This window comes from Streptomyces sp. NPDC031121, from assembly GCF_055570615.1.
In genome coordinates this window covers 65,830-87,936 of the sequence record NZ_JBVIGV010000021.1, presented here as the reverse complement: position 1 = coordinate 87,936, position 22,107 = coordinate 65,830, and the positions used below count along the sequence as shown (strand labels likewise).

Here is a 22,107-nt window from a genome sequence, read left to right as displayed (position 1 = left end):
CCCCCCCCCCCCCCCCCCCCCCCCCCCCCCCCCCCCCCCCCCCCCCCCCCCCCCCCCCCCCCCCCCCCCCCCCCCCCCCCCCCCCCCCCCGCCCCTCACCAATAGTGTTTGCGACCGCCCACCGCGTGTCCGGCCGCTCCGAGAAGCCACAACACCAGGCCCACGACCAACAGGATCAGGCCGATCGTCCACAGGATCGAGATCCCGAACACGAATCCGAGGATCAGCAGAATCACTCCGAGCGCTATCACGACAACCTCCTGCACCCTCTGCCTGGGGGGACGCTCTGCGTATACCCCCGTACGGCGAGCCATGCGTGCCGCGGCCCGCGAGTTTCGCAAGGCCCCGGCCGCCGGCCCACCCCGCTCACCAGGCCGCGTACAGCGCCTCCGGCGAGCGGTCGATCAGCGTCGGCCGCATCCTCGGCGGCGGCCGGTCCCCGTCCAGCCGCAGCCCGGGCAGCGCCCGCGTGAACACCTCCAGGGTGATGCGCAGTTGCGTACGGGCCAGCCGCGCCCCGGGGCAGGCGTGGGGGCCGTGCCCGTACGCGAGGTGGGGCCGGTTCTCGGGGCGCCGGATGTCGAACGCGTCCGGGCGCGCATACCGCCGCTCGTCGCGGTTCCCCGACCCGAACGCCACGAGGAGGCAGGCCCCCGCCGGCAGGGGCGTGCCGGCGAGGACCACGGGGCGGGTCGTACGCCGCCGTAACGCCTGCAGGGCGGTGTCGAAGCGGGCGCCCTCCTCCACCGCGGCGGGGATCAGGCCCGGATCGGCGCACAGCATGCGCCACTGCCGCGGGTGGGAGAGCAGGTGGAGCAGGGTCGTGGCGATGAGGGCGGAGGTCGTGAGGAACCCGGCGATCAGCAGGTTCTGCAGGTTCGCCACCAGCTCGTGGCGCTGGTCGGGGGTCAGCTCGCCGCGGCCGGGCGCCAGCGCGGCGACCATGTCCGAGCACAGGTCCTCCCGCGGCTCGGCCCGGTGCTCGCGGATACAGCGGTCCAGCAGGTGCTGGAGGGCGACGACGTCCCGCGCGGCGGCCGCCTGCCCGTCCGGCGGCAGCGGCCGGAACAGCAGCTCCTCCGCCCGGTACCCGCCGCGGACCGCCGCGGGCACGTCCGCCGGGTCCAGCCCGATCAGCCGGCCCGCCACCATCCCGGGCAGCCGGCGGGCGTACGCCTCCACCAGCTCGGCGGACCCGTCGGCGGCGAACGCGTCGACGAGGCCCCGCGCGCACTCCCGGGTGTACGGCGCCAGCGCGGCGACCCGGCCGGCGGCCAGGCCGCGGTTCAGCGGGGCCCGGTGCCGGCGGTGGGCCGCGCCGTCGGAGGAGACCACGGTCGGCCGCGGCGCGAACCCGCCGGCGAGGACGGCCGACGCGGGCCCGGCCGGGCCGATGTCCGGGAGCAGGGCGTTGGCGGAGGAGAAGACGTCGGCGCGCCGCAGCACCTCCCGTATGTCCTGGTCGCGGGCGACGAGCCACGCCTCGAACTCCGGCACGTACGTCAGCCCTTCGGCCCGGCGGGCGCGGGCGTACAGCTCGTACGGGTCCCGGTACAGCTCGTCCCGGCTCGCCTGGTCGTGCCATGCCACAGGAGGCCTCCGGATCTGGTCGGTCGGATCGGGTCGGGCGGTGCCCGCGGCAGCCGCCGCGGGCCGTCCCGTGCAGCGGGCATCCTGCCGGGCCGACCGTCCGCCGGGAAGACCGCGTCCGCGCGCCCGGCGCGTCCGACGGCAGGGCCCTACGGCCGCTCCAACCGCTCCCAGAACGCCAGCCGGTGCTCCCGCGCGTAGTCGACCGGCCCGATCCGCCCCGGCGCCAGCGACTGCGTGTGCGGCACGCGCGCTCCGGCCTCGAACGCCGGCCACCGGGGGAGCCCCTGCGCCGCCGGTGTGCCGTCCCGTGCGAAGGCCGCCCAGTAGTCGGCCATCGCGTCCGCGAGCCGCGCCTGGGCCGGCGTGAACCGCCGCCGGGCCTCGGCCTCCTCGAACAGGTAAGGCGCGTCGCCCGAGTGGTAGGCGCCGAAGTCGAACGGCGCGGCCGCCGGCAGGTACCAGGGGGCGTCCCGGTCCGCGAACTCGTAGGCGTACGTCCGCACATGCCGGGCCAGCGCGAGGTGCTGGGCGTACGTGCCCCGCGCCCACATCCGGTCCGTCACCGCCGCCGCCCACGCGTGCGCGGGCGGCACCCGGCCGCCGTCGGGGTACTCGGCGCGGACGGCGGGCGCCCGCGCGGCCCCGAACGCCGTCCGCAGCAGCGCCGCGTACCGCTCCCCGGTGAGCGGCGTCCCCGCCGCGTCGTACATCAGCCCGGCGAACAGCCGGTGCTCGTCCCGGGTCGCCCCCGACAGGACGGGGACGCGCGCGAAGCGGCCCGCGGCGAGCGCCCGCGGCGGCAGCTCCGGCAGCACCTCGCCGCCGTACGCGAACGCCTGGAAGGCGTTCATCACGTACGGCACGCCCAGCACCCGCCCGACCGGCACCGCCCGCAGGCACCGCAGCGCCCGCGCGGCGTCGGGCAGCCCGCAGCCCAGGGCGGCCGCCGTCCGCCGCCCGGCCTCCTCCATCTCCCGCACGGGGCGCCACACGTACCAGGGGTACGCGGGTACGCCCTCGCCCATGGTCGCGGCGGGCATGTCCATCATGCCCTCGCCGCTGGACAGCACGGCGTGCCGGAACAGCCCGCGCGACCCCGGCGAGGCCAGGTGGCCGGTGATGGCGGCGGCGCCGAACGACGACCCGGCGACCGTCACCCGCCCCGGGTCGCCGCCGAACGCGGCGGCGTTGCGCCGCACCCAGCGCAGCGCCTCCTGCTGGTCCTGAAGCCCGAACGTGCCCGAGCCGGGCAGCCCGGGGTGCGCGAACCCGCCGAAGACGCCGAGCCGGTAGTTGACGGTCACGACGACCAGGCCGCGCTCGGCGAGGCGGCGGCCGTCGAAGAACCGCCCGCCGCCGACCGCGCCGTCGCCGTGGACCCACACCAGGACGGGCCGGCGCGCCCCGCCGGCCGGGGCGGTGACGTTCAGGACCAGGCAGTCCTCCCGGACGCTGGCGATCCGGGCGTACGGGTTCGGCACCTGCGGGCACAGCGGCCCCGGCTGGGTGGCGTCGCGGACCCCCTGCCACGGGGCCGCGGGCCGGGGTGGCGCCCAGCGGTGCCCGCCCACGGGCGGCGCGGCGTACGGGATCGCACGGAACAGCCGCAGCCCGCCCTCGGCGGCACCGCGCACGGCGCCCGTGTCGGTGCGGACGACGGGCCCCGGGGCGGCGCCCCCGGCGGGGGCGGGCCCGAGCAGCGCGAGCGCCGCCAGCGCGGCGGCGCAGCGGGCCGGCCTCAATAGACCAGCTTGTACGTGACGTCCTGGGGCATCGGCGCCGGCACGGCCTCGGGGAACGTCAGCCGGATCTGGGTGAAGCGGGCGGTGCCGGGGCGGTCCGGCCAGGGCTCGGGGGCGCTGAGCGTGACCTTCACGGGGTAGGGCCGGAAGCGGCCGGCGGCGCAGTAGGGCCGGCAGTCGTTGACCATGTCGGTCCCGGTGGCCGTGGCGGTCTTCGCGCCCCAGTCGGTCCAGCGCAGGCCGACGAGCCGGTTGTTGCCGTCGCCGCACGCGAGCAGGTAGTCCTCGGGCCGCACCTGGGGCTTCCCGAAGCAGTCGACGACCACGGCGGGCGGCGGTGTCGGCGCAGGCTGCGGCGCGCGGGCCGGCGCGGTGGCCGGTGCGGCCGCCGCGGCGGGGAAAGCGGTGGCCGCGGCGAGCGCCACGGCCGCACCGGCCACCGCGGCCCTGCGGGCCCGGGCTGCGACGGCGGCTGCATGTCGGCGGACTCCGGCTGTGACCACGGGCCCCTCCTTGCCCTCGGCCGCTCCACGCCGCGCCGCGGTGTCCGGCGCGCGGTCCGCGACGCGGGCGGAACGGCGATCCCACACCACCGCCAGCTTCCCCCATCCCCCGTCCCCCCGCACCCGCAGCCGGCCCGGCCCTGGCCGGCGCGCCCGCGCCCCGGCAACGCCGCCTGTACCGCAGCCGCCCGCGCCGGTGCGTGACGGGTGCGTGAGGCGCGTCTCACCGGGCGGGACTTGCCTATGCAACTCGTTGCATAGAAAGATCGGCGGCATGGCGCTCGAACACGCGATCCTCGTCTCCCTCCTGGAGAAGCCCGGCTCCGGCTACGAGCTGGCCCGCCGGTTCGAGCGGTCCATCGGGTACTTCTGGACGGCCACGCACCAGCAGATCTACCGCGTCCTCAAGCGCATGGAGGCCGACGGCATGCTCGCCGTGCGCGAGGTGCCCCAGCAGGGCCGGCCCGACAAGAAGGAGTACTCCGTCGCCGCGCCGGGCCGCACCCTGCTCTCCGCGTGGCTGCACGAGCCCATCGAGCCGGAGAGCCTGCGCCACGACCTCGCCGTCAAGATCCGCGGCGCCGCCTTCGACGACCCGGCCGCGCTGATCCGCGAGGTCGAACGCCACCGCGCCGTGCACGGCGACCGGCTCGCGCACTACCTCGCCGGCGAACTGCGCGACTTCACCGGGCCGGACGCGCCGACCCCGCTCGACGCCGGGCAGGAGCTCCAGCACGTCGTCCTGCGCGGCGGAATCGCGTACGAGCGGATGACGATCGCCTGGCTCGACGACGTCCTCGCCACGCTCCACCGGCTCGCCGCCGCCCCGCCCGCCGGCTGAGCGGCCCGCACGCCCCGGCGGCACCTCCCCGGGCCCCGGCCGCCGGTCCCGGCCCGCCCGCCGAACGGCCCCCGACACCGCAATCGCCCCAGGCCTCCGGCCTTCGACCCACGACCCCTCGGAAGGTGACCCTCCATGGCCGACCCGCTGCTGTTCCACCCGCACACCTACGACCCGGCGCACTTCGACCCCGAGACCCGCAGGCTGCTGCGCGCCACGGTCGACTGGTTCGAGGCCCGAGGCAAGCGCAAGCTGATCGAGGACTACCGCGACCGCGCCTGGCTGGCCGACTTCCTCGCGTTCGCCGCGAAGGAGGGCCTCTTCGCCACCTTCCTCACCCCGGCCTCGGCCGCCGGCGCGGACGAGCCGGACAAGCGCTGGGACACCGCCCGTATCGCTGCCCTGAACGAGATCTTCGGCTTCTACGGGCTCGACTACTGGTACGCCTGGCAGGTCACCATCCTCGGCCTCGGCCCGGTCTGGCAGAGCGGCAACGCCGCCGCCCGCGCCCGCGCCGCCGAACTTCTCGCGCAGGGAGAGGTGTTCGCCTTCGGGCTCTCCGAGAAGACGCACGGCGCGGACATCTACTCCACCGACATGCTGCTGGAGCCCGACGGCAGCGGCGGCTTCCGCGCCACCGGCTCCAAGTACTACATCGGCAACGGCAACGCCGCCGGACTCGTCTCCGTCTTCGGCCGCCGCACCGACATGGAGGGCCCGGACGCGTACGTCTTCTTCGCCGCCGACAGCCGCCACCCCGCCTACCACCTGGTCAAGAACGTCGTCGACTCCTCCAAGTACGTCAGCGAGTTCCGCCTGGAGGACTACCCGGTGGCCGCCGAGGACGTCCTGCACACCGGCCGTGCCGCCTTCGACGCCGCCCTCAACACGGTCAACGTCGGCAAGTTCAACCTCTGCACCGCCTCCATCGGCATCTGCGAGCACGCGATGTACGAGGCCGTCACCCACGCCCACAACCGCATCCTGTACGGCCGCCCCGTCACCGCGTTCCCGCACGTGCGGCGCGAGCTGGCCGACGCGTACGTGCGCCTCGTCGGGATGAAGCTGTTCAGCGACCGCGCCGTCGACTACTTCCGCTCGGCCGGCCCCGACGACCGCCGCTACCTCCTCTTCAACCCGATGACGAAGATGAAGGTGACCACCGAGGGCGAGAAGGTCGTCGACCTGATGTGGGACGTCATCGCCGCCAAGGGCTTCGAGAAGGACAACTACTTCGCGCAGGCCGCCGTGGAGATCCGCAGCCTGCCGAAGCTGGAGGGCACGGTCCACGTCAACCTCGCGCTGATCCTCAAGTTCATGCGCAACCACCTCCTGGAGCCGGTCGACTACCCGGCCGTGCCGAGCCGCCTCGACGCGGCCGACGACGACTTCCTGTTCCGGCAGGGCCCCGCCCGCGGCCTCGGCTCCGTCCGCTTCCACGACTGGCGGCCCGCCTTCGACGCGTACGCCGAGCTGCCGAACGTCGCCCGCTTCCGCGAACAGGCCGACGCCCTCTGCGAGTTCGTCGCCACCATCGCCCCCGACGAGCAGCAGAGCCGCGACCTCGACTTCCTGCTCTCCGTGGGCCAGCTGTTCGCGCTCGTCGTGCACGCCCAGCTGATCCTGGAGCAGGCGCGCCTGACCGGGCTCGACGAATCCGTCCTCGACGAGCTGTTCTCCGTCCTGGTCCGCGACTTCTCCGGCCACGCCGTCGAACTCCACGGCAAGGACTCGGCGACCGGGGCGCAGCAGGCCTGGGCTCTCGCCGCGGTCCGCCGCCCGGTCGTCGACGCGGAGCGCTCGGCCCGCGTGTGGGAGCGCGTCGAGGCGCTGTCCGGTACGTACGAGATGGCCCCGTAGCAGCCTTCCGCCGACGCGCCCGCCCTATGCGGCGGGCGCGTCCGCCGGGGCGGTGCGGCGGAGCACGCCGACCTTGTCGATGCGGTGCTCCGGGTTGCCGAGGGGGTCGCGCCAGAAGTTGCCCGCGGCGTCGTCCTCCGGCGTCGCGCACGTCGAGATCGTGATCACCGCCTGGGTGGGCGCCTTGCCGGGCGCGCCCGGGACCGCCGCGCGCTGCTCGGCCAGCGACCGCTCGGACCGGAACGACGTGCTGCGCGTCGCGGTGATCTCGTACGTGTACCTGACGCCGTCCAGGGTCACGTGCACCTCGGCGCCCGGCTTCACGGCGGGCAGGGCGCGCAGCGGTCCGCCGGCGGACAGCCGGTGCGCGGTCACGAGGAAGTTCCCCACCTGTCCGGGCCCGACCCCGCCCCGCTCGCCGTACGGGCTCGCGGCCACTCCGCGGTCCTGGATGCGGGTGCCGGGGGCGTCGTCGGTGGTCCCCTCGTACGGGACCACCCGCAGCCCGGATATCCCGACGGACGGGATGTCCAGAACGGAGGCCTCCTTCGGCACGGCGACCGGCACGGACGGCGGCGTCGACGGCGGCGGCGACGGCGACGGCTCGGCCGCGGCCGAGCCGGAGGCGGCAGGGGCGGAAGCCGCCGCGGCGGTCCCGGCCCCGGCGGGGGACACGGCAGGGCGGGCCGCCGCGTCCGGGCTGCAGGCCGCGAGCACCGCGGTGGCGGCACCGGCGACCAGGGCGGCTGCCGCACGGGGGGCGAAGATCATGGTCATGGGCTCGTCCGAGGGGGGATCCGCCGGGCCGTACGGGGTGGGGCTGGCCCGGTTCGCCCGCCAGGGTGGCATAGGGAGCACCCGGAACATAAGCCCCACCCCCTGTGACCTGGCCCGCCCGCCGCCCGCCGCCCGCCGCCCGCCGCCCGCCTCCCGCGGCGGGCGGTCGGGCGTCAGCGGGTGAGGCGGTCCGCCAGGCGCTCCGGGCGGGGGCGGCCGGCGCGCCGCGGGGCCCGTCCGGGCGGCGTCGTCCGCGTCCCGGCTCGCCGGCCCGGGGGCGGAGGGCGAAGGCGGACAGGCCGTCGTACCGGGTGTCGAAGGGGCACTCGGGCCAGGCCCGCAGACTGCCCGCGTTCCACCGCTCGGGGTGGACCACCGCGGCGACGAACTTGTTCCGCCCGGTCAGCAGTACACGGCGGAGGCGGTGTCGTTCTCCCGGGGCAGGACGTTGACGCGGTAGCCGTCGTACATGACGTGGGTGTCGCCGTTCCCGTACGAGTCGGAGGTCCAGCGGCACACCACTCCGCTGTCGTTGGACCACGACGACATCAGGTCGTTGAACCCGAGGTCGCCGAGCCAGGGGGCGGCGTCTCCGGCGCGCAGGGCGATGCCGCCGCCCGTGAACTCGTAGTCGCGGTACAGGCAGAGGCTGCCCTGCGGGCAGTTGGAGCCCTCGAAGGTCGTCACGTGTGCGGCCGGTGCCGCCGGGGCGGCCGTGGCGGGCGCGGAGGGCAGGAGGACGGCGAGGGCGGTCGCAGCGAAGAGGGCGGCACGGCGCAGCATCAGACGCTCCAGGGGGAGAGGGGTGGGGGAGTGCCCGCGCCTCCGCCGGAGCGGCGCGCCGGGGCAGGATCAACGTACCGCCGCGTCGATCGCGCTGCGTTGCCGGTGGATACGCGGCGTCACTCCAACGTCGGCGGCGCACATGCGCACAGCTCCTGCGCACACCGCGCACCCCTCCGCACACCAGGGCGCACTCCCGGCGCACCGCCGGGCGCGCCCACCACCCGGGGGCCCTGTCGGCGCCGGCTGGCAGGATCGCCGTATGAGCCTCCCGATTCCGCTGCCGTCCGATCCGAGCACGTCACAGGTCTACCCGGACTGGGCAAGGGCGCACGACCCCGGCGCCGAGCCTGCCGCCGGCGCCCTGTTCGAGACCCTGTGCGCCGGCGCCCGGGCGGCGTACGCGAAGCCCGGAGCCTTCCTCGACGCGATGCGGTGGCAGGCCCGCAGGCTGCCCCCGCCCCATCTGCCCTGGTTCTGGGAGACGGTGGCGCACCGGCTGATCCGCGTCCACCCGCGCAGCGCCGCCCGTGCCCACACGCTCGCCCGCAAGGCGGAGCACGCGCACCGGCTGCCCGCGGACCCGGACCGGCACCGCGCCAACGTACTGCTCCACGCCCGCCACGGGGCCCTGGCCGCCGCCGACCTGAGCGGGCACCAGCCGTGGCTGGCGGCAGTCCTGGAGCCCGCCGCCGCGCACGCGGAGTGGGTACGGGTCCTCACCGCCTGGCCCGCGGCGTCCGCGGACCTGCCGGCCGACCTGGCCGCGCGGGTGCGCGCCTCGGCGCGCGCCGCCGGGCTGGGCACCGCCGAGGACGCCCGGATCCTCGGCCCCCTCGTCGCCGCCGCGCGCGGCCGGGCCGTCCCCGACAGGCTGCTCCTCGCCGTCGCCAAGCTCCTCGCCGCGAACCCTCCGGCCGAGGAGCTGTACGTCCCGCTCCTCGACCTGTTCCCCGAGTCCCGCGGCGACGCCGCCGCCTGGCTGCGCCTCCTGCGGGACTCGGGCGCCGCCGCGGCCGCGGCCGCCGGCCGGGCCGTGCCCGAGGGCGGGCTCCCCGACTGGCTGCGCCGGTACGCCCGCGCCTACGGCCACCGCAAGGTCTCCGGGGGCGGCATCATGCGCCAGCCGGTGCCCGCCGAACTGCTGGAGCTCGTCCCCCTGTTCGCGCCCCGGCTGAAGACGGCCGGCACCCCGGTGCGGCTGCACGAGGACCGCTACCGCCACCCGGGCCTCGACGCCGACCTCCTCGACGCCTGCCTCGCCGCGGGCATCCCCGTCGAGGATCCCGGTCCCGCCGTCCGCCTCGAGTTCTGGGGCGACCGCTCGCGGCGGGACCTCACCGCGCTCGCCGCCGACCCCGTCTTCGGCCCGCGGCTGGAGGGCACCGTGCACTCAGGGCTGCGCGGCGCCGGCACGGCCATCACCCGCCTCCCCGAGAACCCGGGCATCGCCGCCGAGGTGCACCACCGCATCGAGGGCCTCCTCCACGCCCTCCGCGGCGGCGGCCTCGCCGCCGCCGACGAGGCCGTGAACGAGCTGCGGGACCTCCTCGACCGCCCGACCGCCACCGCCCTCGACGGCATCGAGGAAGCCCTCGCCGCGATCGACCTGACGGGCCCGCTGGCCCGCGCCCTGCACGCGGGACTCCCCGAGGAGCTCGGCTGGCCCGCCCTCGACGCCGCCATGGCCGGCTTCCCGCCCGGCGAAACCGTCCAGGTGACGAGCACCTGGCCCGTGCTCACCGTGTACGGCGCCACCCGAGCCGTCGCCGTCGACCACGCGGGCGAGCGCGCCTCCTGCACCTTCCGCGTCCCCGGAGACGCCGTCTCCCACTCCGTGCACCATGTCGGCGGCGACTTCCTCGTCGCCTGGAGCACGGACGAGCGCAGCGCCCGCGGCGGGCAGGCCTTCTGGGCCTCCCGCCCCGAGGACGTCTTCACGCCGCAGCACCGGTCCGGGCTGAGCCCGTACGGAGGCTTCATCCACGGCGGGCTCGGCTACCACTTCGCAACCCCCGACGGCACCGGCCGCCACGACGGCGAGCGCGTCCTGCGCCCCGGCGGCCGCGAGGGCATCGGCGGCCACGACCTGATGCTCGGCGACGGGCAGCGGCTGTGGAGCGCGCCCGTCTTCCGCGCAGACCGCCGCCGCGCCCCCGTCGACCCCCACACCGGCGGGCGCAGCGGCGACGGCCCCTCTCCGGGCATCGGCGGCGCCGGCGAGGCCCCCGACGGCTGGAAGGACTCCGAGGACCTGCGGACCCTGGCGGCGCTCCCCGAGGGAGCGCCGCCCTCCCCGCTCGGACAGGACGGGCCGCTCGCCGGCTGCCGCGTCCTGCACCGCGTCCCGTGGAGCGGCCACTCGCCCCGCGAGTTCCGCCTGGAGTCCGCCGACGGCCGCCGGGCCGGCTACCGCACCCGCACCTGGGGCCGCCGCCCGTGGGGCGTCCTCGCCCTGCCCGCGGGCGGTGAGGACGCCGTCCTGGTCGACGAGACCGCCGTACGCTGCCACTCCGCCGCCGACAACTCGCTGCTGTGGCAGGTCCGCGGCTTCCCCGGCGCCCCCGGCTCCGACTCCCGGGCAGCCACGACCGCCCCCACCCTCGGCGAGGAGGCGGGCCCCGTCCCGCCGCCCGCGTTCTGGCACTTCCTCACCCCGCGCGACGAGACCGCCTCCAAGGCCCTGCGGACCGTGGACGCCGCCGCCGTACGCGCCCTCCTCGACGCCGCCCTGCGCGGCGACCCGACCCCCGCCCTGCCCGGGATCGCCGAGCCGCGCATCGCCGACGGCGTCGCCCGCGCGGCCCGGCTCGCCGCCGACGTGCTGCGCCGCCGCCGGGAACTCTCCCGCCGCGTGGCCCTCATAAGGTCCGGGCCCGTCGCCGACCTGCCCTCCCCCGTCCCTGACACCGTCCTCGTGCCGGCCCTGCGCGGCCTCCTGCCCGAGATCCGCGGGTACGGGGCGCCCGTACCGGCCGCGCACCCCGGGCTGCTGACCGCGGTCGCCGCCGACGGCCGCCACCTGCGCGGGGAGATCGACGACGAGACCCGGCGCCTCGCCCCGCCCGCGCCGCCCGCCGAATGGGCCGTCCTCGTCGGCGGCATCGGCGCCGCGGCCTGGCGGGCCGCCGTCGCGCCCACCGACCCCGAGGAGCGCGCCGCGCTCGCAGCGCTCCTGGAGGTCTGGAGCCGGCAGCCCTTCGCCGAGCCGGGCACGGCCTGGCGCACCGGCCGCGCCCGCGAAGAAGCCGTGGAGGCCTGCCGGGCCGCAGGCGGGACACTGGCCTCCGGCGCGCCCCGCGGCGGGCTCGTCCCCTTCCTCCACTCCGCCGCCGACCCCGCCCCGGACGGCGCCGAGGAGTGCCGCACCGCCGAAGCCGCCGACGACGTACGGCGGCTGCCGCGGCTCCTCGCGCTCCTCGCCGAACGGGGGCCGCTGGCCGTGCCCGCGGAGGCCGTCGAGGCGTTCTGCCGGCGCACCGGCGCCCGCCGGAGCATCGGCCTGCTGGTGCTGGCCGGGCTGCCCGCCCGCGAGCGGCACGACGACCACCGCGCCCTGCTCCGCAAACCGCCGTACCGGCTGACAGGGCCGCTGGTGAGCGAGTACGACGGCCTCGTCCACCGGCTCGGCCCGGACGGCAGGCGCGCCCTCCTCGCCGCGGGCGTCCCCGACGACCCCGCCGACCTGTGGCAGCCCGGCGGGATGACCGCGGCCGCGCAGCGCATGGCCGAGGTGTGGGCGGGACTGCTCGGAGCCGCGGAGTACGCGGACGAGGAACTGGCCGAGGCGCTGGAGGCGGAGGCCGGCCTCGGCGGCGGCTGGGCGCGCGCCCTCCCGGCCGGCCGGGCCGCCGGCGCCTTCGGCGAGCGCGGTTTCGTGCTCGCCGTCCAGCCGTCGGGCAGGGTCCGGGTCCACCTGGCGCGGGAGGACGGCACCCCGGGCGACTGGGTGTCGGGCACCGCGGCGGCCCACACCGCCGCCGCCACCGCCATCGTGTGGGCGCTGACCGAGCGGCCCGTCGGCGACCCCGCCGCCGCGGGCGCCCTACGCCTGTACGGCAGGGTCCGGGCGGTCCTCGACGCCCCCGGCACGCTGGTGCCCGTCCTCTACCCTCCGGCCCCGGCGCTGGCCGATGCACCCGGGTTCGCCCCGTACGCCGGCCCCCTGCCGTGCCCGAAGCCGCTGGACGAGGGCGCGGCGATGCCGCGGCTCTTCGATGACGGGCTGTTCGTCGTCGCGGCCCCGTCCGGCGAGGTCTTCGTGCGGACGGCGGCGCTCGCAGACCCGGAGCGCGTCGACCGGGCCGCCCGGCTGTGCACGGACCTGCGCCTGGACCACCTGCGCGGCCGCCTCCTGGAACTGCGGGACGAACTCGACGGCCTGGCCCGCATCGCCGCCCGCGCCGCCGCGACCCCCGTCCCGGCCGGGGGCTGCGAGAACGACCCGGCGCTCAGCGCACCGGACCTGGTCGCGGAGGTCGCCCGCACCCTGGGCACCGGGCCGGACGCGGCCGCGCTGTACCTCCAGCTGCTGGCGCTGGCCCGGCCCACCGACAAGAACGTCCGCCGCTGGAACGGCTGGACGGCCGCCCGGCACAAGGCGGCCCAGGCCGAGCTCGCGGCGGCCGGCGCGGTCGTCGCCGGCTCGCGGGCGCGCGCCGGGCGCTCCGCCTTCGTCCCGGGGGAGTGGACCGACCTGAAGGCGCCCCACCTGCCGCTGGAGACGGCGAAGACGGAACCGCACCTGGCGCACGTGTACGGCAAGGGGGTCCACAGCCCTTACCTGAGGCTTCTCGCGCCGCGGCCGCCGCACGAGCTGTTCGCCCGGGCCTGGGAGGCGTCCCGTACGGCGTCGTGACGGGCAGCCCCTTGCCGCACCTATCGAAACTCGATAGATTCCCATCGTGAATCGATCGAGGGAGTGGTGATGGGAAGACTGATGGTGCTCGCGCTGCGCTGCGTGCTCGCGCTGCTGCTGGCGGGCTGCCTGTTCGTCCAGGGCGTGATGGTGCCCCTGCTGGCGGCCGACATGGACGGCGGCGGGGGCGACCTCTCCCACCTGCGCGTCCCGTGCATCGTGATCACGGTCCTGGGCGTCGCGGCGGTGGAGGTCGTGCTGGTCTGCGTGTGGCGGCTGCTGACGATGGTCCGCCGCGGCACGGTCTTCTCCCACGCGGCGTTCCGCTATGTGGACGTCATCATCGGCGCGGTCGTCGCGGCCGCCGCCCTCGTCTTCGCCCTCGCCGTCCTCTTCGCGCCCGGGGAGGCCGTGCCGCCCGGCATCGTCCTGCTCATCTGCGGGGTGTCCCTCGCCGCCCTCGGCGTCGCCCTGACGGTGCTCGTCCTGCGGACGCTGCTCCGGCAGGCCGTGGCGCGCGACGTCGAGGCGGCCCGCATGCAGGCCGAACTGGACGAGGTGATCTGATGCCCATCACCGTCGACATCGACGTGATGCTGGCCAGACGGAAGATGTCCGTCGGCGAGCTCGCCGAGCGCGTGGGCATCACCCCCGCCAACCTGGCGGTCCTCAAGAACGGGCGCGCCAAGGCCGTCCGGTTCGCCACACTCGCCGCGCTCTGCGAGGCCCTCGACTGCCAGCCCGGCGACCTGCTGCGCTGGGAGCCCGGCGACGGCGGCCCCGCCGACGGCTGACGTCGGTCTCCGGTCGCGGGCGGGCGGCCGGCCCCGACAATGGGTACGGTGCACCTTCCGGTGGGCCGCGGCCCGCACCCGGTGGCCGGAGCCCGACCCTGCGGTGTCGACAGGCGGCCCGTCCCTCCGTAGAGTCACGGTCCTGTCACCCAGTGCCACCGCCGGGCTGGGGCCTGCCGAGAGGAACCGCCATGAAACGCCGGAGCGCCTCCCTCCTCACCGCCGCCGCCCTGGCCGCCGCACTGCTCGGCGCCGGTGCACCCTCCGCGAGCGCCGCGCCCGGAGGGTGCACGTACACCTCGACGAGCCACCGGCCGGTCCTGAAGAAGGGCAGCACGGGGGCGTCCGTAAAGCAGGCACAGTGCCTCTCCAACATCTGGGGCGGGGTGCCGAAGCTGACCGTCGACGGCGTCTTCGGCGCCAGGACCCTCGACAAGATCAAGTGGATCCAGGGCTGCCACGGCCTCCCGCGGGACGGCGTCATCGGCGCCAAGACCTGGGCCGTCCTCTACGACCCCGTCCCCGACTGCTACGACCCGTACCCGCGCTGACCGGTCCGCGCCGGTCCGCGGGCCGCGCGGGAGATCGGGTGAACGGACCGGCATCCCCCGATTGGCCCGCGGTACCGCGTGGAACCCGTCCCGTATGACCGAGAGCACCAGCCCCCACATCTCCGCCCCGCGCATCGTCGTGCTCGGGGTGCAGCCGGGCGACCCGCCGTTCCGGATCGTCGAGGTCGACGGCGAGGTGGTCGGCACGGCCACCTCCATGACCGATGTCCTCCTGACCGCCGCGTCCGCCGGCCTGACCATCCACGACCTGGACGACCCGGACGCAGTCCGCTGGGTCGGCGGCGGCAAGTACACCTGGACGCTCCACTAGCTAGGGCCTGTACCGGGTGCCCCGTGGAGCAAGGAGCGGCGTTCGGCTCGTGCGCCGAGGGCGGGTGCCGGGCGTCGCGACGCCGCGGGGCAACCCAACACAGGCCTTGGTGCCGGTCAGCCCGCCGGGGCCGCGCCGCGGGGCGGCGGCTCCGTGCGCTGCTGGGCGCCGATCAGGATGTCGGCCTCCTGGCGCAGGCTGTCGCGCCGGTGCGGGACGACGGCCCTGCGGGCCTCGTCCCGCAGTGCGAGCCCGGCCCGCAGCAGGGTCGGACCCGGGACCGGCACCCGCTGGCCGGGCCGCTCCGTGTACGGACGCAGTTCCAGGGCCGCTTCCCGCGCCTCCGGCGAGGCCCCGCGCCGCAGCGACAGGAAGGCCCGGCTCAGCCAGTTCGCTTCGATCTTCACCATGCGGTCGGTCCTACCGGGCCGTGGGGCGCGGCGCCCGCCCCACACCGGAGATTCGTCACGTCTTCGCCCGTTCGTGTGACAGCGCCGCCCGCCCCCGTCCGCCCGCCCCCGTCCGCGCGGCGCGTCCGCCGGCGGGGTGGCGGGAGGATGGCCGGCGGCGGACGGCCCGGTGCGCCTGCGTGAACGCCCGGCCCGCCGCGGCAATGGTTGCCGCCATGCGCCCCTACCGCCCCCGCCCCGTGCAGTGACGGATGCCCACCCGGCCGGCGCCCCCCACCCCGCCCCCGGTGGCGGTCACGGGTGGCAGCCGTGCCTGCTCGCCGGAGCGGTGTTCGCCGTGTGCATGGCCGGCACTACCCTGCCCACCCCGCTCTACGGCCTCTACCAGCAGAAGTTCGGCTTCGACGAGCTGATCACCACGGTCGTGTTCGCCGTGTACGCCGTCGGCGTCATCGGCGTCCTCCTGCTCGCCGGGAACGCCTCGGACACCGTCGGCAGGAAGCCCGTCCTGCTCACCGGCCTCGCGCTCGCCGCCGCCAGCGCCGTCTGCTTCCTCTGCGCCGCCGCGATGCCCTGGCTGTACGCGGGCCGGCTGCTGTCCGGGCTGTCCGCCGGCCTGTTCACCGGGGCCGCCACCGCGTACGTCCTGGAACTGGCCCCGCCGGGCGGCTCCTCCCGCGCCACCTTCGTCGCGACGGCCGCCAACATGGGCGGCCTGGGCTGCGGCCCGCTGCTCGCCGGCCTGCTCTCCGAGTACGCGCCCTGGCCGCTGCACCTGCCGTTCGCCGTGCACCTGGTCCTGGTCGCCGCGTCCGCGGCCGTGCTCTGGGCCCTGCCGGAGACCGTACGGGAGCGACAGCCGCTGTCGGCGGTGCGGCCGCAGCGGCCCGGCGTGCCCGCGCAGGTCCGGGCGGTGTTCGCGCCCGCCGCGACCGCCGCGTTCGTCGGCTTCGCCCTGTTCGGGGTGTTCACGTCCGTCAGCCCCGCCTTCATGGCCCAGTCCCTCGACGTCCACGACCGCGCCGTCAGCGGCTCGGTCGTCGCCCTCGCGTTCTTCGCCTCCACCGCCGGGCAGTCGGCCGCCGGCCGGCTCGGCGTCCGGCGCTCCCTGCCGCTCGGCTGCGCCGCCCTCCTCGCCGGGCTGGCCCTGCTCGCCGCCGCCCTGTGGCAGGACCTCCTCGCCCTGGTGGTGCTGAGCGCGCTCGTCGGCGGGGCCGGGCAGGGCCTGTCGTTCCGCGGGGCACTGTCGGCGGTGGCCGGGGCCTCCCCGCCGGACCGGCGCGCGGCCGTCATCTCCTCGCTGTTCGTCGTGGCCTATGCCGGCATCTCCGTCCCCGTCGTCGGCGTCGGCGTCATGGCGGGGCCCCTCGGCCTGGAGAGCGCGGGCCTGGTGTTCCTCGCCTGCATGGGCGCCCTGGTCGCGGCTGCCGCCGCCTACCTGCTGCGCAGGCCCGTCCGGACGGGGTGACCGGACCGACCGAAGCAGCCGCAGGGGGACGGTGGTCGGCGTGGACCGAACGGTTCGTACACTCGGTCGTCCGAACCCAGGGGGAGACCATGCACACCCGTAGCCTCGCCGGCCTCTGCGCCGCGCTCACCACGCTCTTCGTCCTCACGGCGTGCACCGCCGCACCCGACGACGACCGGCCCGCCGCCTCGGCGGCGGCCACCGCCGCGCCGCCCGCCTCCCCGGGGCCGCGCGCCGTGCAGGAACCCCTGCCGCAGGACCAGAACCTGCTCGCCTGGACCGGCGACCCGAACGACGCGGGCCACGTCACGGCCCAGGCCACGGGCGGCGTCGGCGGCCGCGTCACCCTGGTCCGGCTCGTCCTCCACGAGAAGATCACCTGGTCGAACATCTGGCTGGGGCTCGCCGGGATCGACCCGCAGGCCAGGCTGGCCGACTGCTACCTCGGCGTCTACGACGCCTCCGGCACCCTGCGCGGGGCCACCGCGGACATCTCGCCGCAGCTGATGACCGACCCGATCGCCAAGCCGCTGCCGCTCGCGAAACCGTTCACCGCCGCCCCCGGCACCTACTTCATCGCCCTGCTGCTCAACGGCACCTGGGCCACCAACGGGCTCACCCTCAAGGCCACCGGCGCGGGCATCTCCGTCAACGCCGGGCTGACCCCGCCGAACCTGCGCTACAGCACCATCCTGACGGGGCAGACCTCGCTGCCCGCGAAGGTGGACCTGACCCAGCAGTCCACCAGCACCATCAACACCGGCTGGGGCAGCCAGTGGTACGCCGTCTCCTGACGGCGGCGCCGTGACCGGCGGGGGATTGCCGGTAGGGGTGCACCAGTGGGGTGTACCGCCAGTACACTTGCCCGTGTGAGAGCCACTGCCGTCGTGAAGACCGCCGGCACGGTCCTGGTGTCCGTGCTGCTGACGCAACCCCTGTGGGCGCCCGAGTGGGGCAGCGGCGTCCTCGGCGAGGTCGCGGCGCCGGGACCGCCCGGCGCCGTAGCCGCCGTCCTGGTGTTCTTCGGGCTGGTCGCCCTGTACTGCCGGTCCCTGCAGCGCACCCTGCACCTCGTCCCGCCGCGCGCCCGGGCGGCCGCGCCGCGGTCCGTGTGGTGGATGTTCGCCATCCCCTGCAACTTCACCGAGGACTTCTTCATCGTCCGCGCCGTCGCCGCGTCCCTCGCCTCCGACGGCCGCACCGCGCCCGCCGCCGTCCGCCGCTGGAGGGCCCTCGGCCACGCCTGGTGCGCCCTCCAGATCGTCTCGCTCCTGCCCGGCACCACCGGCCGCGCCGGAGCCGTCGCCGCCCTGCTGCTGTGGGCCGCGCACTGGGCGGAGACCGCCCGCCTGAACCGCCGCCTCGCCGCCGCCCGCCCCGCCGCCCTGCAACCCCGTACGCCGTGAGGTGCACCATGCCCCTGCCCCGCTTCGACCGGCTTCCCGCCGAGACCCGGGCCGCCGTCCTCGCCGTCGCCCGGAGCCACTTCGCCCGTGACGGCAAGGACGCGGCGTCCTTCAACCGGATCATCGCGGACGCCGGAATCTCCAAGACCTCGGCGTACCACTACTTCGACGGCAAGGAGGACCTGTTCGCCGCCGTCGCCGCAGACACCGCCGCCCGCGCCCTGGCCGCCCTCGGCCCCTGGGAGGACGCCGCCACCGAACAGCGGTTCTGGGAGCAGCTCACCGACGGCACGGCCAGGCTCTCCGCGCACCTGCGCGACCACCCCGACGACCGCGCCGTACTCGCCGCCGCCGGCGGCGCCGGCGGCGACGGCGGCTGGACCGCCCAACTCGTCGCGAACGGCCTGCGCATCGGCCTGATCGACCCCCTGGCCGACCGGGAACTCCTCACGGCCGCGACCCGCGCCCTGCTCGACGCCGCCGACGCCTGGGCGCTGGCCCGACCGTCCCTCCCCGCCGCCCGCGCCGCCGAAACCCTGCGCACCCTCCTCACCCGCCTGTGGACCGCCCCCCGGCCCTGACCGGCATACCTTCGGAACACAGGCCGGCACCACACCAATGACACCCCCCGCCCCGTGGGTTGGCGGGCAAGCGTGCAGTCGGGCCCGCGCCCCTCCCGCCCCGGGGGCCTGCGGAGTCACCCTGCGGCACGCAGGAACCGCGCGTCCCGGCCGCGTACGCGCTCCAGCGGCCCGGCCGCACGCAGCACCACGTCCAGCACCCGCTCCGGCTCGGCCGCGTAGCAGTGTGCAAACCACGGCATGTTCGCCTCCACCACCGCCCATGTCCCGTCGGCGAGCCGGCCCACGTCCACGCACACCGCGCTCGGCAGCCCGTCCGCCGCGGCCGCCAGCACCTCCCGGCCGAACGCGCGGGCCCCCGCGTCCAGCGGCTCCGGGTCGAGGCGCCCGTACACCGCGTACCGGCTGCCCGCGGCCACCTCCCCGTCGAGGGCGAACAGCCGGTACTCGGCTGCGAACTCCACGACGGAGCAGACCAGCACGGGCGTCGCCCCGTCCAGGACCTCCGGCCCGGGCAGCCGGGCGACGCCCGCGCCGGCGGCCCCGTACACCGCCGCAGGCAGCGCCTCGATCTTCGCCGACGGCGGCTTGACGAAGCACGGCCCGGGCAGCGCGCGGGCCTCCGCGAGCGTCGCCGTCCGGACCCGCCGCCGCACCAGCGCGTACGGCAGCCCTGCCAGCCAGTCGTCCGCAGGCTCCAGCAGCCCGAGGCCCAGCCCCCCGGCGACCCGGTCGGCCGCCCGGGGGCCGCCGTACCAGTGCACCGGACCCCCCGAGGGCGGCCGCTCCGGGCGCGCGAGGACGGCGAAGCCGCGCCACGCCGCGGCCCGGCCGAGGAGCTCCGCGGTCGAGGTGCGGGGCGTCGGCAGCAGGAGGGCCGGGCGGGGCCGGGCGGGAGCGGTCGGTCGGTTGTCCACGGGAGCCGACCCTACGGACCGCCCGCGCCGCCCGCCCGCGGTTTTCGCGCCGCCGCCGACACCTGAGAGACTGGCACGCACGTGCGAAAGGGGCGTCATGAAGTACGACCTGTCCCGGCGCCTGGTGGTCGGGATCGCCTCCAGCGCCCTGTTCGACCTGGCCGAGTCCGACGCGGTCTTCCGGCAGGACGGCGAGGAGGCCTACCGCAGGCACCAGGAGGAACACCTCGACCGGACCCTCGGCAAGGGCGTCGCCTTCCCCTTCGTCCGCCGCCTCCTCGCCCTCAACGACCTGGCCGACACCGCCGAGGACCCGCTCGTCGAGGTCATCGTCCTCTCCCGCAACGACCCGGACACCGGACTGCGCGTCATGCGCTCCGTCCAGGCGTACGGCCTGCCCATCACCCGGGCCGTCTTCCGGCAGGGCCGCCCCGGCCACCCCTTCATGGCGGCCCTGAACATGTCGCTGTTCCTCTCCGCGCACGGGCAGGACGTCCGCGACGCGGTCGCCGCCGGCCTGCCCGCCGGGCACGTCCTCGCCTCGGCCGGCGGGGACGGGGCCGACGCCGCCGACGACCCCGAACTGCGCATCGCGTTCGACTTCGACGGGGTCCTCGCCGACGACAGCTCCGAGCGCGTCTTCCGCACCGGCGGCCTCGACGGCTTCCGCACCCACGAGGTCCGCAACGCCGCCACCCCCCTCGACCCCGGCCCGCTGCGGAACTTCCTCGCCGGCGTCAACCGCATCCAGCAGCGCGAGGAAGCCGTCCGGCGCGCCGACCCCGCCTACCGGCCGCGCGTCCACGTCTCCCTGGTCACCGCGCGGAACGCGCCCACGCACGAGCGGGCCGTGCGCAGCCTCAAGGACTGGGGGGTGCGGGTGAACGAGGCGTTCTTCCTCGGCGGGGTCGACAAGTCGGGCGTCATCGCCGCCCTGCGCCCGCACATCTTCTTCGACGACCAGGTCACCCACCTGAGCGGGACGGCCGCCGGCACCCCGAGCGTCCACGTCCCGTTCGGCACCGCCAACGAACTCCCCGACGCCTGACCGGCGCCCGGCGTCAGCGGGGCGGCGGTCCGAAGCCGCCCGGGGCGGCGGGGCCGGGACCGAAGTGCGGGGCGCCGCCGCCGAAGCCGCCGAAGCCGGCCGCCTGGCCCCACGGGGCCGGGCCGGCCCCGTACGGCGCGGGCGCGGGGCCCAGCCGCGGCGCGAGGTAGTGGGAGACGACGGCGTGCAGCTGCACCAGCCACTCCTGGAGGCGGGCGGCGCGCCGGTTGTGGACCTCGCAGGAGTACGTGGTGCCGTCGTGCAGCCGGACCGTCACGACGAGGTGGCTGCCGCGGGGGCCCGGACCGTAGGTGATCCCGGCGAGCTCGTCCCACTCGAAGTCCGCCTCCGCGCCCTCCACTTCGAAGACGACACCCGAACCGTCGCAGACCACGCTGTTCCTGCGGTCGGCGATCACGAACTCCGGCGCACGGAGGGGAGCCGCCCCCGGGACGGCCGGCGCCGCGGCCGGGACCGGCGGCATGCCGTGGGGGAGGGGCGGCACCGGCTGCGGCGGGTACGGCGTGGCCGGTGCGCCCGCCGCCGGGGCCTGGGGTGCGGCGGGAGCCTGCGCGGGCAGCGGCGGGGGCGTCTGAGGCGCGAACGGCGCCGGCACGGCCGACGGCGGGGGCGTCTGCGGCGCGAGGGAAGCCGGTACGGCCGGCGGCGGGGGCGTGGCGGGCGCACTCACCGTCGGCGTCCACCCCGGGGCGGGGGAGTCCGCGGGCGCCACCGAGCCGTCCGCCGTCAGCAGGTCCAGCAGCGCCGACGGGGTCGGCCGCTCGGCCGGGTCCTTCGCCAGACAGGCCGCAACCACCGGACGCAGGCCCCCCGGCACCGCGTCCAGATGCGGTGGCTCGTGCACCGACCGGTACATCAGGCCCATCGGGGTGCCCTCGCCCCACGCGCTGCCGCCCGCCGCCGCGACCAGGACCGCCCCGAGCGCGAACACGTCGGCCGCGCCGGTGACGTCGTGGCCCAGCGCCTGCTCGGGCGCCAGGTAGCCCGGCGTGCCGAAGGCCGTGCCGGTCGCGGTCATCCTGGTGGACTCCAGGGCGCGCGCGATGCCGAAGTCGAGGACGCGCGGCCCGTCGTCGGCCATCACGATGTTCCCCGGCTTCAGGTCGCGGTGGACCAGGCCGCAGCCGTGGATGGCCTCCAGCGCCTCGGCGAGCGCCGCCGCGAGGGTGCGCAGCCCCGCCTCGTCCATCGGTCCGCCGGCGGCGAGCCGGGCGGCCAGCGTGGGCCCGGCCACGTACGCGGTCGCCAGCCACGGCGGGTCGCCGTCGACGTCGGCATCCACCACCTGCGCGGTGTGGAAGCCGCCCACCCGGCGGGCCGCGGCCACCTCGGCCCGGAAGCGCTCCCGGAACGCGGGGTCCGCGGCGAGCTCCGGCCGGGCCACCTTCACGGCCACCAGCCGGCCTCCGCGGGAACGCGCCAGGTAGACCGTTCCCATGCCGCCCTCGCCGAGCTTGCGCTCGACGCCGTACCCCCCGATCCGTTCCATGCGCCCAGTATGGCTGCCGCGGCGGGACGCGCCGCCACCAGGGCGGCGGGCCCGGAGCCGCGTCCGCGAACGGTGCGGAACACCGCCTGCGGTGCGGTAGAGTTGGTGTCGAGCCCGCGCCGTGACAGCGGTGG

General features: G+C 76.7%; 21 protein-coding genes. 12 read left to right on the top strand and 9 right to left on the bottom strand.

Annotated elements, in window-relative coordinates; translation table 11 throughout:
• Window positions 1-95: 95 nt before the first annotated feature.
• The 4 genes from ACZ462_RS30650 to ACZ462_RS30635 all read right to left on the bottom strand — a co-directional run bounded on the left by ACZ462_RS30650 (window position 96) and on the right by ACZ462_RS30635 (window position 3,838).
• Complete coding sequence (locus ACZ462_RS30650; protein ID WP_174250394.1) at window positions 96-251, bottom strand: DUF6131 family protein; 156 nt, start codon at window positions 249-251, stop codon at window positions 96-98.
• 115 nt (window positions 252-366) lie between these two features.
• Window positions 367-1,590, bottom strand: coding sequence for a cytochrome P450 (locus tag ACZ462_RS30645; RefSeq protein WP_467805176.1), 1,224 nt, complete (start codon window positions 1,588-1,590; stop codon window positions 367-369).
• Window positions 1,591-1,739: 149 nt separating this feature from the next.
• Window positions 1,740-3,335 carry a carboxylesterase/lipase family protein gene (locus ACZ462_RS30640; protein ID WP_467805177.1) on the bottom strand — a complete coding sequence of 532 codons (1,596 nt, stop codon included), beginning with the start codon at window positions 3,333-3,335 and terminating at the stop codon, window positions 1,740-1,742.
• Entirely contained in the window at window positions 3,332-3,838 is a 507-nt protein-coding gene (locus tag ACZ462_RS30635) for a hypothetical protein (protein ID WP_467882752.1), read from the bottom strand. The genes ACZ462_RS30640 and ACZ462_RS30635 overlap by 4 nt, the downstream gene beginning before the upstream one ends.
• Before the next feature lie 274 nt (window positions 3,839-4,112).
• Here ACZ462_RS30635 and ACZ462_RS30630 point away from each other — a divergent pair, with 274 nt between their 5' ends.
• Both ACZ462_RS30630 and ACZ462_RS30625 read left to right on the top strand, forming a co-directional pair.
• Complete coding sequence (locus tag ACZ462_RS30630) at window positions 4,113-4,679, top strand: PadR family transcriptional regulator (protein ID WP_467809959.1); 567 nt, start codon at window positions 4,113-4,115, stop codon at window positions 4,677-4,679.
• 135 nt (window positions 4,680-4,814) lie between these two features.
• Entirely contained in the window at window positions 4,815-6,539 is a 1,725-nt protein-coding gene (locus ACZ462_RS30625; protein WP_467809960.1) for an acyl-CoA dehydrogenase family protein, read from the top strand.
• A gap of 24 nt (window positions 6,540-6,563) precedes the next feature.
• Here the strand turns inward: ACZ462_RS30625 and ACZ462_RS30620 are convergent, their stop codons facing one another.
• Both ACZ462_RS30620 and ACZ462_RS30615 read right to left on the bottom strand, forming a co-directional pair.
• Complete coding sequence (locus ACZ462_RS30620) at window positions 6,564-7,316, bottom strand: class E sortase (protein ID WP_467809961.1); 753 nt, start codon at window positions 7,314-7,316, stop codon at window positions 6,564-6,566.
• Between the two features lie 402 nt (window positions 7,317-7,718).
• Window positions 7,719-8,099, bottom strand: a complete 381-nt coding sequence (locus ACZ462_RS30615) for a peptidase inhibitor family I36 protein (protein WP_467809962.1) — start codon at window positions 8,097-8,099, stop codon at window positions 7,719-7,721.
• A 262-nt stretch (window positions 8,100-8,361) separates the two neighbouring features.
• Between ACZ462_RS30615 and ACZ462_RS30610 the strand changes: the two genes are divergently transcribed.
• The 5 genes from ACZ462_RS30610 (at window position 8,362) to ACZ462_RS30590 (ending at window position 14,633) form a co-directional block, all read left to right on the top strand.
• On the top strand, window positions 8,362-12,957 hold the full coding sequence (locus tag ACZ462_RS30610) for a hypothetical protein (RefSeq protein WP_468253227.1): 4,596 nt from the start codon (window positions 8,362-8,364) through the stop codon (window positions 12,955-12,957).
• A gap of 69 nt (window positions 12,958-13,026) precedes the next feature.
• Window positions 13,027-13,524, top strand: a complete 498-nt coding sequence (locus ACZ462_RS30605; protein ID WP_467809471.1) for a DUF2975 domain-containing protein — start codon at window positions 13,027-13,029, stop codon at window positions 13,522-13,524.
• The gene (locus ACZ462_RS30600; RefSeq protein WP_467809472.1) at window positions 13,524-13,751 is read left to right on the top strand and encodes a helix-turn-helix domain-containing protein; all 228 of its coding nucleotides are present in this window, start codon (window positions 13,524-13,526) and stop codon (window positions 13,749-13,751) included. The genes ACZ462_RS30605 and ACZ462_RS30600 overlap by 1 nt, the downstream gene beginning before the upstream one ends.
• A 191-nt stretch (window positions 13,752-13,942) precedes the next feature.
• Window positions 13,943-14,302, top strand: coding sequence for a peptidoglycan-binding domain-containing protein (locus ACZ462_RS30595; protein ID WP_467809473.1), 360 nt, complete (start codon window positions 13,943-13,945; stop codon window positions 14,300-14,302).
• Between the two features lie 94 nt (window positions 14,303-14,396).
• A complete protein-coding gene (locus ACZ462_RS30590; protein ID WP_467809475.1) occupies window positions 14,397-14,633 on the top strand; it encodes a hypothetical protein in 237 nt (78 codons plus the stop codon).
• A 116-nt stretch (window positions 14,634-14,749) separates the two neighbouring features.
• Here the strand turns inward: ACZ462_RS30590 and ACZ462_RS30585 are convergent, their stop codons facing one another.
• Entirely contained in the window at window positions 14,750-15,043 is a 294-nt protein-coding gene (locus tag ACZ462_RS30585; RefSeq protein ID WP_467809476.1) for a hypothetical protein, read from the bottom strand.
• 244 nt (window positions 15,044-15,287) lie between these two features.
• Between ACZ462_RS30585 and ACZ462_RS30580 the strand changes: the two genes are divergently transcribed.
• From ACZ462_RS30580 to ACZ462_RS30565, 4 genes are all read left to right on the top strand, one after another.
• On the top strand, window positions 15,288-16,511 hold the full coding sequence (locus tag ACZ462_RS30580) for an MFS transporter (RefSeq protein ID WP_467809477.1): 1,224 nt from the start codon (window positions 15,288-15,290) through the stop codon (window positions 16,509-16,511).
• 89 nt (window positions 16,512-16,600) lie between these two features.
• Window positions 16,601-17,305 (top strand): hypothetical protein, encoded by a 705-nt coding sequence (locus tag ACZ462_RS30575; RefSeq protein WP_467809478.1) that lies wholly within the window; start codon window positions 16,601-16,603, stop codon window positions 17,303-17,305.
• A gap of 75 nt (window positions 17,306-17,380) precedes the next feature.
• Complete coding sequence (locus tag ACZ462_RS30570) at window positions 17,381-17,917, top strand: hypothetical protein (protein WP_467809479.1); 537 nt, start codon at window positions 17,381-17,383, stop codon at window positions 17,915-17,917.
• 8 nt (window positions 17,918-17,925) lie between these two features.
• Window positions 17,926-18,498, top strand: a complete 573-nt coding sequence (locus tag ACZ462_RS30565; protein WP_467809481.1) for a TetR/AcrR family transcriptional regulator — start codon at window positions 17,926-17,928, stop codon at window positions 18,496-18,498.
• A gap of 116 nt (window positions 18,499-18,614) precedes the next feature.
• Here the strand turns inward: ACZ462_RS30565 and ACZ462_RS30560 are convergent, their stop codons facing one another.
• A complete protein-coding gene (locus tag ACZ462_RS30560; RefSeq protein ID WP_467809482.1) occupies window positions 18,615-19,415 on the bottom strand; it encodes an ATP-grasp domain-containing protein in 801 nt (266 codons plus the stop codon).
• A 97-nt stretch (window positions 19,416-19,512) separates the two neighbouring features.
• On the opposite strand from ACZ462_RS30560, the gene ACZ462_RS30555 reads away from it, so the two are divergent.
• The gene (locus ACZ462_RS30555; RefSeq protein ID WP_467809483.1) at window positions 19,513-20,463 is read left to right on the top strand and encodes a 5'-nucleotidase; all 951 of its coding nucleotides are present in this window, start codon (window positions 19,513-19,515) and stop codon (window positions 20,461-20,463) included.
• A gap of 13 nt (window positions 20,464-20,476) precedes the next feature.
• On the opposite strand, the gene ACZ462_RS30550 is transcribed toward ACZ462_RS30555, so the two are convergent.
• Window positions 20,477-21,973, bottom strand: coding sequence for a serine/threonine-protein kinase (locus ACZ462_RS30550; RefSeq protein WP_467809484.1), 1,497 nt, complete (start codon window positions 21,971-21,973; stop codon window positions 20,477-20,479).
• Between the last annotated feature and the right edge of the window lie 134 nt (window positions 21,974-22,107).